Annotated in this window: 10 protein-coding genes; 4 read left to right on the forward strand and 6 right to left on the reverse strand. The window is 71.8% G+C overall.

The genetic code is table 11. The features are described 5' to 3' along the window. Positions 1 to 2,122 (reverse strand): AAA family ATPase (locus tag AB0I98_RS40760; RefSeq protein ID WP_362950744.1); only part of this gene is annotated, 2,122 nt, incomplete at its 3' end. Between the two features lie 180 nt (positions 2,123 to 2,302). Between AB0I98_RS40760 and AB0I98_RS40765 the strand changes: the two genes are divergently transcribed. Continuing rightward, complete coding sequence (locus tag AB0I98_RS40765) at positions 2,303 to 2,632, forward strand: TfoX/Sxy family protein (protein WP_362950746.1); 330 nt, start codon at positions 2,303 to 2,305, stop codon at positions 2,630 to 2,632. 8 nt (positions 2,633 to 2,640) lie between these two features. On the opposite strand, the gene AB0I98_RS40770 is transcribed toward AB0I98_RS40765, so the two are convergent. Further along, positions 2,641 to 3,393 (reverse strand): LysR family substrate-binding domain-containing protein, encoded by a 753-nt coding sequence (locus AB0I98_RS40770; RefSeq protein WP_362950748.1) that lies wholly within the window; start codon positions 3,391 to 3,393, stop codon positions 2,641 to 2,643. 58 nt (positions 3,394 to 3,451) lie between these two features. Here AB0I98_RS40770 and AB0I98_RS40775 point away from each other — a divergent pair, with 58 nt between their 5' ends. Then, positions 3,452 to 3,844, forward strand: coding sequence for a DUF5997 family protein (locus tag AB0I98_RS40775; protein WP_362950750.1), 393 nt, complete (start codon positions 3,452 to 3,454; stop codon positions 3,842 to 3,844). On the opposite strand, the gene AB0I98_RS40780 is transcribed toward AB0I98_RS40775, so the two are convergent. From AB0I98_RS40780 to AB0I98_RS40795, 4 genes are read right to left on the reverse strand one after another with little or no spacing between them, the layout of a single operon-like run. Next, the gene (locus AB0I98_RS40780) at positions 3,804 to 4,883 is read right to left on the reverse strand and encodes an XdhC family protein (protein ID WP_362950752.1); all 1,080 of its coding nucleotides are present in this window, start codon (positions 4,881 to 4,883) and stop codon (positions 3,804 to 3,806) included. The two genes, AB0I98_RS40775 and AB0I98_RS40780, sit on opposite strands and share 41 nt — an antisense overlap. Next, on the reverse strand, positions 4,876 to 7,005 hold the full coding sequence (locus tag AB0I98_RS40785; protein ID WP_362950753.1) for a xanthine dehydrogenase family protein molybdopterin-binding subunit: 2,130 nt from the start codon (positions 7,003 to 7,005) through the stop codon (positions 4,876 to 4,878). Before AB0I98_RS40785 ends, AB0I98_RS40780 begins: the two co-directional genes overlap by 8 nt. Further along, positions 7,002 to 7,994, reverse strand: a complete 993-nt coding sequence (locus AB0I98_RS40790) for a xanthine dehydrogenase family protein subunit M (RefSeq protein WP_362950755.1) — start codon at positions 7,992 to 7,994, stop codon at positions 7,002 to 7,004. The genes AB0I98_RS40785 and AB0I98_RS40790 overlap by 4 nt, the downstream gene beginning before the upstream one ends. Then, positions 7,991 to 8,554 (reverse strand): 2Fe-2S iron-sulfur cluster-binding protein, encoded by a 564-nt coding sequence (locus AB0I98_RS40795; protein WP_362950756.1) that lies wholly within the window; start codon positions 8,552 to 8,554, stop codon positions 7,991 to 7,993. Before AB0I98_RS40795 ends, AB0I98_RS40790 begins: the two co-directional genes overlap by 4 nt. Before the next feature lie 235 nt (positions 8,555 to 8,789). Here AB0I98_RS40795 and AB0I98_RS40800 point away from each other — a divergent pair, with 235 nt between their 5' ends. Both AB0I98_RS40800 and AB0I98_RS40805 read left to right on the forward strand, forming a co-directional pair. Beyond that, positions 8,790 to 9,377: a TetR/AcrR family transcriptional regulator gene (locus AB0I98_RS40800; RefSeq protein ID WP_362950758.1), complete on the forward strand. Its 588-nt coding sequence runs from the start codon at positions 8,790 to 8,792 to the stop codon at positions 9,375 to 9,377. A 122-nt stretch (positions 9,378 to 9,499) separates the two neighbouring features. Beyond that, entirely contained in the window at positions 9,500 to 10,582 is a 1,083-nt protein-coding gene (locus AB0I98_RS40805) for a PAS domain-containing protein (RefSeq protein ID WP_362950759.1), read from the forward strand. The last annotated feature ends 86 nt before the right edge of the window (positions 10,583 to 10,668 follow it).

A 10,668-nucleotide genomic window follows, 5' to 3' on the forward strand; every position in this document is an offset into this window, starting at 1 on the left:
CCGGGTCGCCGCGCAGCCACGCCGCCTCCGCCAGCGCCGCCGCCACCGGCACCGAGCGCTGCAGTTCGCCCGAGGTCACGGCGATCTTCCAGGCCTCTTCGAGGAGTTCGCCGGCGCCGGGCCGACCGCGCCGGATGTGGACGCGGGCGAGCACGGTGAGCGCCGGGCAGCGGGCCGGGACGAAGTCGTGCATGCCGAACTCGGCCTGTTTCTCGGCGTCGTCCCAGTCCGCGGCCGCGAGCCGGCGGATGGCCAGCTCGACGTGGAGATAGTTGAGGAAGCCGACGTGTTCGGCGCGTTCGGCCAGTTCCATCGCCGGCGGCAGGAAGGTCTCGGCCTCGGCGTACTGGGCGTTCTCCAGCAGGGTCCAGATGATGTTGGCGTAGGACCGGCAGGCGTGCTCGACCTCGCCCGCGGCGAGCGCGACGTCGAGGCTCTCCTCCACCTGCGCGCGCCCGCCCGGGTCTCCGCCCTTCCAGCGGGCGCTGCCCACGTTGTTGAGGGCGTGCGCGAGGATCGCCTGGTCGGCTGCCTTGCGGGCCAGCTCGATGGCCCGCTCGCCGTAAGCGATCGCCTCGGCGTAACGGTCGGACAGCATCCGCAGCTGGGAGGTGTTGCTCAGCGCGAGCGCCAGCAACCGGTCGTCACCCGCGTGTTGCAGGACGGCGATGGCCTCCCGCGCGGCCGACTGCGCCTCCTCGGCGTCGCCGGCCCACCAGTGGATCCGGGAGAGCCAGCGCAGATCGGCGCCGAGGGCGAGGGTGTCACCGAGGGAGCGGCGCAGGGCTACGGCGTCACGCTGGGCGGTGACAGCGGCTGCGGAGTCGGCGATGGTGTAGCTCTCCACGGCGTAGCGTTCGAGCAGGTCGGCGAGGTCGGCCGGGGCATAGCGGTGCCGTTCGCGCAGGACGAGCCGGAGGTGGGCGGCGGCCTCTCGGTGGGCGCCGGCACCGGCGGCGTCCCGGGCCGCGTCGGGTCCGTAGCGGGCGACGGCGTCGTGGTCGCCGGCCTGGGCGGCGTGGTGGACGATGCGGGCGGGGTCGGTGCCGGGGCGGGCGACGAGCGCGGCGAGGACGTTGCGGTCCAGCTCGATCCGGCGTGCGGCGGGCAGGGAGTCGGCCACGGCCCGGCGGATCAGCTCGTGCCGGAAGGCGACGCGCTCCGGGGTCACGGTCAGCAGGCCGCGCTGCTCGGCCGCCGCGAAGCGCTCCGCCGGATATGCGGGCCGTTCGCTGCGGGCCGGTGGGGGCTGGTCGCGCCCTCGCGGCGGCAACCGCATGTCGGACACGGCCTCGCGCCCCTTGAGGGGTGCCGCGGCGCCGTCCGCGAAGAGCGCTTCCACGAGGGTGCGTTCGACGGCCGAGGGTACGACCGCGAGCTGCTCCAGGGCGTCCATGGTGAGGGCGTCCAGTCCGCGCAGCCGGGCCAGTACCGCGTCCACGACCGTGGGCGGAACTCCCCCGGTGCCACCCGCCCGGACGACCTCGGCGACGAAGAAGGGGTTGCCGGATGTCACGTCGTACACCTGCGCCGGATCGAGGCGGCTGGCGGCACTGAGCGTGCGTACCGCGTCCCGCGACAGCCGGGCCAGCGGCAGACGGTGCACCCGGTCGGCGCGGGACACCTGACCCAGCAGATGCCGCAAAGGATGCTCGCGGCTCAACTCGTCGTCCCGGTAGGTGAGTACCAGGACCGCGGGCAACCGCTCCACTCGGCGTACCAGAAACCGCAGGGCGTCCAGCGACGCCTCGTCGGCCCAGTGGACGTCCTCGACGACGAGCACGGCCGGATGCGGTACCCCGGCCAACTCCCCTTGCAGTGCCTCGTACACCCGATGCCGGTCGACGCCCTCCATCACGGCCTGCGCCAGTTCGGCGCCGATGCTGCCGATGAGGTCGCGGAACGGGCCGAGGGGCCGTCGGGTGGCGAGGTCGTCGCACTGGCCCACCAGGACGCGTGCCCCGCCGGGCAGCCGGTCCGGCATCGCCTTGACCAGGCTCGACTTGCCGATCCCGGCCTCCCCGAAGACGAGCGCCACGGATCCGGCCCCGTCCGCCGCCTCTTGTGCGGCCGTGGCCAGTCGCGCCAGCTCGAGCTCGCGCTCGAGGATCCCCCAGTCCACGGGGCAGATTCTGCCACCCGGGGGCGCCATCGGCGCGGTCAAACGTTCCCCCGGTGCCGGGCGTAGGTGGCCGGAACAGAACGCTCCCGCCCCGTTGGCGCTCACCCGCCCTGCGCGCGCCCGCCGCCCCGCGCGGGGATCCTGGAGTCGGCAGCGCGGACTCCAGGAACGAGGACCGTCATGGCGTACGACGAAGGACTGGCCGAGCGGATCAGGGGGCACCTAGGCCCGGACCCGGAGGTCACCGAGAAGAAGATGTTCGGAGGCCTCGCCTTTCTGCACCGCGGCAACATGGCCGTCGGGGTGAGCGGCGACGACCTCATGGTCCGGGTCGGCCCGGACGCCACCGAGGCGGCGCTGGCCCGGCCCGGTACCCGGGTCTTCGACATGACGGGACGGCCGATGCGCGGCTGGATCCTCGTCGACGGCTCCGCGCTGGCGGAGGACGCCGACCTCGGGGCATGGGTCGATCAGGGACACGCGTTCGCGGCGAGCCTGCCGCCGAAGTGATCCTTGGGCTAGGAGCGGCGGCGGGGCTTCCCGCGTTTCGCGCCACCGCCGCTGCGCGTGGGCTTACCTGTCGTCTTGCCTGGGGCGGGCTTGCGCCGGGCGCCGGACGTCTCGGCCCGCTTGGCCTTCGGCTGAGACTGAGCAGGCTGCGTACGTCCCCTCGTGCTGTTGACCGTCCGCCCGCGGACGATCCCGATGAAGTCCTCGACCAGCTCGGTGGTCGCCTCCTCGGGCCACGACAGGACGACGCTCGACTGAGGGGCGTCCACGACGGGCCGGTAGGTCACGTCCCGGCGGTGGTGCAGACGGGCCAGCGACTGGGGTACGACGAGCAGGCCCACGCCCGCCGCCACCAGCTCGACGGCGTCCTCCGTGGTGGCGGGGCGCTCGAAGGCGGGCTGTCCGGGCGGGCGCTCCCAGTCGAAGACGTCGTCCAGGGGGTGGAACACCACCTCGTCGGCGAGATCCTCGACGGACACCTCTTCGGCAGCGGTCACCAGGTGGTCCTTGGGGACCATGACGACCGTCGTCTCGGTGTAGAGAGGGATCGCGCTGAAGAACGTACGGTCCACGGGGAGTCGTACGAAACCCGCGTCCGCGCCGCCTTCGCGCAAGACGTCGGATGCTTCCGCGGCCGGTACGGCGACCAGGTCGAGCGGGACGTCGGGCAGGCGCTCGTTCCAGATCCGCACCCACTTGGCGGGCGTCACCCCGGGGACGTACGCGAGCCGGAACGAGGGGGTACTTTCCGAGCCTGTCACTCCGCCAGGTTACCCGGCGTGGTCGGAGGTCTCCCGCCCGGTCGTTAGTCTTGACAGCATGAAGTCGCACCAGACCACCCAGACCATGAAGCCCGCGACCGCGGCGAAGAAACTGGGTGTGTACCTCGAGGCCACCCCCGCCGAGTTCCAGGAGGGTGTCGTCTCGCGTGCCGAGCTGAACGCGCTCCAGGCCGATCCGCCGCAGTGGCTGCAGGACCTGCGCGCCAACGGCCCGCACCCGCGTCCGGTCGTCGCGGCCAAGCTCGGCGTGTCCATCGCGGGTCTGGGGCGCGGCGGAATCACCGAGCCCCTCACCACCGAGCAGATCGAGACCCTGAAGAAGGACATGCCCGAGTGGCTGGAGAAGGAGCGTGCCACCCAGGCCGAGGTCCGCAAGGAAGCGGCCCGCATCAAGAAGAAGAACACCGAGCGCGCCGCTGGGACCGACTAGTCGCTACGGCGCGGTGAATCGGCGTCCCTGAATCAGTGAGCGGTACGCCCGTCCCGCCGTGCCGGGCCGCGACGATCTCCGCGGCGATGGACAGCGCGGTCTCCTCCGGTGAGCGGGCGCCGAGGTCGAGGCCGATGGGTGAGCGCAGCCCGGCCAACTCGCTTTCCGTGAGCCCCACTTCACGCAGCCGCCGGTTCCTGTCCTCATGCGTACGGCGTGAGCCCATCGCGCCGACGTACGCGACCGGCAGTCGCAGTGCCGTCTCCAGCAGGGGTACGTCGAACTTGGCGTCGTGGGTCAGTACGCACAGCACCGTGCGCTCGTCGGTCTCCGTGCGCCGGAGGTAGCTGTCGGGCCACTCGACCACGATCTCGTCCGCGTCGGGGAAGCGGGCGCGGGTGGCGAAGACGGGGCGGGCGTCGCACACGGTGACGTGGTAACCGAGGAACTTGCCGGTGCGGGCGAGGGCGGCGGCGAAGTCGATCGCGCCGAAGATGATCATTCGGGGTGGTGGGGTGTGGGTTTCTATGAAGAGGGTGCGGTCGTCTAGTTCGACCGTGCGGGTCCATTGTGGCTGGTCGCGCAGTTCCCCGCGCCCCTGAGGGGGCATCAGCACAGGCCTGCCTACACGTTCCGTCGGTCCGCCTATCACCCGGGCCAGCACCGTTGGTTTCTCCTGTGCCGCCTGCGACAGCGCCGCCTCGTACACCTCCCGGTCAGGGGTGTCCCGTGTGACCGGCGTGACCAGGACCTCGATCACACCGCCGCACGTCAGGCCCACCGCGAATGCGTCCTCGTCGCTGTAGCCGAAGCGTTCGAGGACCGTCTGGCCGGTCTCGAGGGCCTGGACGCACAGGTCGTACACCGCGCCCTCCACGCAGCCGCCGGAGACCGAGCCGATGGCCGTGCCGGTGGTATCGACGGCGAGGGCGGCGCCGGGTGGGCGGGGGGCGCTGCCGCCGACGGAGATGACGGTGGCGACGGCGAAGTCGCGGCCCTCCTCGGCCCATTTGGTCAGCTCAGCGGCGAGGTCAAGCATGTCGGCCTGCCTGGAGGACCCGGTCGGGGCGGATCGGGAGGCTGCGGTGGCGTACGCCGGTCGCGTGCCAGACCGCGTTGGCGACGGCAGCGGCGGCGCCCACGATGCCGATCTCGCCGATGCCCTTGATGCCGATGGGGTCGTCGGCGTCCGATTCCTCCGGCAGCCAGTCGGCCTCGATGAGCGGGACGTCGGCGTTGGCGGCGAAGTGGTAGCCCGCGAGATCGGCGCCGACGTGGGCGCCCGAGGCCGGGTCCCGGACCGCCTCTTCGTGCAGGGCCATGGAGATGCCCCAGGTCATCCCGCCGACGAACTGGTTGCGGGCGGTGAGCGGGTTGACGATCCGGCCCGCCGCGAAGATGCCGAGCATACGGCGAACGCGTACCTCGCCAGTGGTGACGTCGACGGCGGCCTCGGCGAAGTGGGCGCCGTAGGAGTGCCGTTCCTTGTGTGACAGGGCGGCGATGGCCGCCGAGGTGTCCGAGCGGACGGTGATGCCGTCCGGCGGGACGGCGGCACCCGGGACGAGTCGCTCGCGCAGTTCGTCCGCCGCCGCGGTGATCGCCCAGGCCCAGGAGCTGGTGCCCATCGAGCCGCCCGCGATCATCGCCGGTCCGAAGTCGCTGTCGCCGATCAGGACGCGGACGCGGTCCGGAGTCACCTGGAGCGCGTCCGCCGCGATCAGGGTGAGGGCGGTGCGTGCGCCGGTGCCGATGTCGGATGCGGAGATCCGGACGGTGAAGGTGCCGTCCGCCTCCGCCGTCATCGCCGCCGTGGAGGGGAAGGCGCCCGCGTGGAAGGTGGCAGCGGCCGTGCCGGTGCCGAGCAGCCACCGGCCGTCGCGGCGCAGGCCGGGGCGGGGGTCGCGGTCCGTCCAGCCGAACCTGCGGGCGCCTTCCCGGAAGCAGTCGAGCAGGAGCCTGCGGCCTGCGAACGGGAGCCCGGACACGGGACCCGTCTCGGGTTCGTTGCGGGCGCGCAGGTCGATCGGGTCGACGCCGCACTTCTCGGCCAGCTCGTCGAGCGCCGACTCCAGCGCGAACGACCCCGGTGCCTCGCCCGGCGCGCGCATGAAGGTCGGGGTCGGTACGTCGAGCCGTACGATCCGGTGGGCCGTGTGGTGGGCGTCGGCGTCGTACAGCACCCGGCCCGGCAGGGCGCTGAGCTCCAGGAACTCGTGCACCGTCGAGGAGAGGTTCAGCGCTCGGTGCTCCAGGGCGCGCAGGCGCCCGTCGGGGTCGGCGCCGAGCCTGACGCGCTGGGCCGTGGGGCTGCGGTAGCCGACCAGCGAGAACATCTGCCGGCGGGTCAGGACGACGCGGACCGGGCGATGGAGGACGGTCGCGGCCATGACGGCGGCAACCTGGTGGGCGCGGACGCCCTTGGATCCGAAGCCGCCGCCGATGTGTTCGGAGCGCACGCGCACGGAGGCCGGGTCGAGGGAGAACAGGTTCGCGAGTTCGCCCTGGATCCAGATGCTGCCCTGGTTGGAGTCGACGACTTCGAGACGGCCGCCGTCCCAGTGGGCGGTGGCGGCGTGCGGCTCCATCGGGCTGTGGTGTTCCTCGGGCGTGGTGTATTCCGCGTCCACGACGACGGCGGACCGGGCGAGTTCGGCCTCCAGGTCGCCCTTCGCGGCCACGGCGGGGGCGATGGGCGTGTCCGCCGGCGTGTACGCGTCCGGACGCCCGTCGGCGAAGGCGACGTCGTGCGGCTCCTGGTCGTAGTGCACCACGAGCGCCTCGGCGGCCTCCCGCGCCTGCTCGGAGGTCCGGGCGACGACCAGCGCCACGGGCCAGCCCGCGTGCGGAATCCGGTCGTGCTGGAAGAGCGCGACGGACGGGTCGGGTTTCATCCCCATGAGCCCCGCGTAGTCGGTCTCGACGTGCAAGGCGTTTTCGTGGTGCAGGACGGTGAGGACGCCGGGCATCGCCAGGACGGCCTCGGTGTCCATCGCACGGATGCGGCCGCGGGCGACCGTGGACAACACCAGCCAGCCGTGGGCGAGTTCGGCGAAGGGGATCTCGCCCGCGTAGCGGGCGGCGCCGGTGACCTTCTCGCGTCCCTCCACGCGCGTGTGCGCGGTGCCGACGAAGCCTTTCAAGGGCGTGACGGTGGTCATCGGGCGGTCTCCTGGGCGAGTTCGGTCAGCACGGCCACCATGAGGTTGCGCATGAGGGTCACCTTGTATCTGTTGTGGGGCAGGGGCCGGGCCGCGGCCAGTTCGGCGTCCGCGGCGGCTTCGAAGGTGCGGACATCGGCGGCTGCGCCCGTCAGCACCCGCTCGGCCTCCCGAGCCCGCCACGGCCGCGACGCGACCGCCCCGAGGGCCAGGCGCACGTCCCGTACGACTCCTGCCTCGACGTCGAGCGCCGCGGCGACCGAGCCGATCGCGAACGCGTACGAAGCACGCTCGCGCACCTTGCGGTAGCGGGAGTGGGCCGCGACCGGCGCGGGCGGCAGGGTGACGCCGGTGATCAGGGCGCCCTGCGGCAGGGCGGTCTCCAGGTGCGGGGTGTCACCGACCGGCAGATAGAAGTCGGCGAGCGGCAACTCGCCGGGCCCGTCGGCGGTTTCGTACGACACGACCGCGTCGAAGGCGGCGAGCGCCACGCCCATGTCCGACGGGTGTACGGCCACGCAGTGGTCGGAGGCGCCGAGGATGGCCGCGTTGTGGTGTTCGCCCTCGATCGCGGGGCAACCGCTGCCGGGAACACGCTTGTTGCAGGGCCGGCTCACGTCGGCAAAGTAGCCGCAGCGGGTGCGCTGGAGCAGATTTCCGCCGACGGTGGCCATGTTGCGCAGCTGCCCGGACGCTCCGGCGAGCACCGCCTGCGTCAACGCCGGGTAGCGGCGCCGGACTTCGGGGTGGGCGGCCAGGTCGCTGTTGGTGACGGTCGCGCCGATCCGCAGGGCGCCGTCAGGCGTCGACTCGATGCGGTCCAGGGGCAGTTCACGGACGTCGACGAGCCGGGCGGGCCGCTCGACGCCGGTCTTCATCAGGTCGACGAGGTTGGTGCCGCCGCCGAGGAAACGCGCCTCCGGGTCGGCGTCGAGCAGCGCGACGGCGCCGGAGACGTCGAGGACGCGCTGATAGCCGAACTCCCTCATGCCGCCGCCTCCGTGGTCTCGGTGCGCGCCTCGGCCGCCCGGGCGACCGCCTGCACGATCGACACATACGCTCCGCAGCGGCACAGGTTGCCGCTCATCCGCTCGCGGATCTCGTCGGCGGTCAGGGGCGGCGGTCCCGCCTCGGGCCGTACGTCGTCGGTGGCGGCGCTCGGCCACCCCGCCGCGTGCTCCTCGATCACCGCGACGGCCGAACAGATCTGGCCCGGCGTGCAGTAGCCGCACTGGTAGCCGTCGAGGTCGAGGAAGGCCTGCTGCACCGGGTGCAGCCGTTCGCCGTCGGCCAGGCCTTCGACGGTGGTGATCTCGCGCCCCTCGACGGCCACCGCCAGTTGCAGACAGGCCACGGCTCGGCGACCGTCGATCAGGACCGTACAGGCACCGCATTGGCCCTGGTCACAGCCCTTCTTCGTGCCCGTGAGATCGAGGCGCTCGCGCAGCGCGTCGAGCAGGGTGGTGCGGTGGTCGACGGAGAGGGTGTGTTTCTCGCCGTTGATGTTCAGGGTGATGGCGCTATACGTCGATGCGGGGGCTGGGGCCATGATCAGCCTTCTTTCACAGCTCCGGAGTACGCCGAGAAGGCGGTCCGGCGAGCAGGCGTATAGGAAAATCGGGGGTGTCGGGAGGCAAGAGAGGCAGCACGGTACGTGGCTGGATCGGCTCTGCCGCGGCTATGGTGGAACCCAACCGGACAGCTGTCCGCTATCGGGAAACGTACCGGACAGCTGTCCGCTTAGCAAGGCCGGGCTCCTTGGCGAGCCCGCGAGGAGGCCACGGGTGAACGAGAAGAAGGGCGCACCGCTGCGCTCGGACGCGCAGCGCAATCGCGAGCGCATCCTGGAAGTGGCGCTCGTCGAGCTGACCCGCTCCGCCGACGCCCCGCTGAGCGCGATCGCCAAGAAGGCGGGCGTCGGACAGGGCACGTTCTACCGGAACTTCCCCAACCGCGAGGCGCTCGTCCTGGAGATCTACCGCCACGAGATGCAGCAGGTCGCCGACTGCGCACACCAGTTGCTCGAGACACGGGAACCCGACCGGGCGCTGCGGGACTGGATGGACCGGCTCGCTCGGTTCGCCATGACCAAGGTCGGTCTGGGGGAAGCGATCCACCAGGTCACGAGTGCACCGGGCGCCGCGGCGAAGCCTGAGCCCACCCCGGTGACCTCCGCGGCCGAACTCCTGCTCCGCGCCGCCGAAGAGTCCGGCACCATCCGCCCCGGCGTCACCGCGGACGACTTCATCCTCGCCATCATCGGCCTGTTCACGATGGACCCCCACAGCGACTGGGAGGCACGCGCCAACCGCCTCTTCGACCTGGTCATGGACGGACTGCGGGTGGGAGCGCCGGGGCCGAAGGCCGGTTGAACAGGGCGCGACAGAGGCGCTGTTGGAACGCCCCGCTGGTCAAGCGGTCCGCCGGAATCGGGACACACCGGCGCATGACGAGAATTTTGTACTCTGCGTATATTGAGGGTATGCACGGGCGGATGGCCATACTCCGCGCCATCGACGACGACGTGGCCGTGACAGAGGCGCTGCGTCTCGCCCTGGAGCACGCTGTCGCCGAGCTCGGCGGGGTCGGCGGCCTGATCCACGTCGGCGGGCCCGAGAGTCTGCGCGGACTGCATCTGCTGGTGAGCAGCGGGCTGCCCCCGGCGCTGACCGAACCCTGGGAGCGCGTCCCGGACACCGGAGACCTGCCCCCGGCGCGGGCCGTGCGCGAGGGGACACGCTGCTGGCTGCCCGCCGAACCCGCCCCCGACGTCGGCGGACGTCCCGGCGCCGACCGCGGTGTGGCCACCGTTCCGCTGCCCGGACCGGACGGACCGCTCGGCGCGCTCACCGTCCTGACCGCCGTACGCCATGCCCCCCGCCCCACCCAGTGGACCCTCCTGCATGCCATCGCCGCCTGGGTCGCCGGACGGCTGGACCGTCCCCTGCTGCCCAAGGAGCCGTCACCGCGGGAACGGCAGCCCGGAGCCCTGCTGCGACAGGCGCTCGAGGCCGTGCGCGTCGGCTCCTGGGAGTGGACCATGGCCACCGAGGAGGTCGATCTGGACCAGGCCGGACTGACCGTGCTCGGCTTCGAACCGGGCGAGTTCGACGGACGGGCCGACACCTGGATGAACCTCGTCCACCCCGACGACCGGCCGCTCGTGACCGCCGAGGTCGCCAAGGCGCTGCGCGAGCGGACCTCCTACGGCACCGAGTACCGGGTGCGTCGCCCGGACGGCACGATCGGCTGGGTCCAGGTCCGTGGCCGGGTGAAGCTGGCGGACACCGGACAACCCGTCGGCATGGTCGGCACCGTATGGGACACCACCGAGTCCCGCAGCGCCCGCGACGCGATCAGCCGCGCCCTGCGACACATGAGCGACGGCTTCCTCACCCTCGACCACCAGTGGCGGATCACCTTCCTCAACGAGGAGGCCGAGCGGGTCCTCGGTGCCGGGCAGGAGCTGATCGGCCGACTGGTGTGGGACCTCACCGCACTGCAGGTTCCCGGGCTGCGAGCGCTGTGTGAGGAGGCGGTCGCACGGTCCACGCCCTCGGGTCTCGACCTGCACTAGCACATGAAACAGCTCATCGAGAAACTAAGACAGTACACTATCGAAAAAGTCGTCTCCGTAATATTAAAATAACTCAAGTAAAAGAA

Source organism: Streptomyces sp. NPDC050211, from assembly GCF_040656035.1.
Classification (GTDB): Bacteria; Actinomycetota; Actinomycetes; order Streptomycetales; family Streptomycetaceae; genus Streptomyces.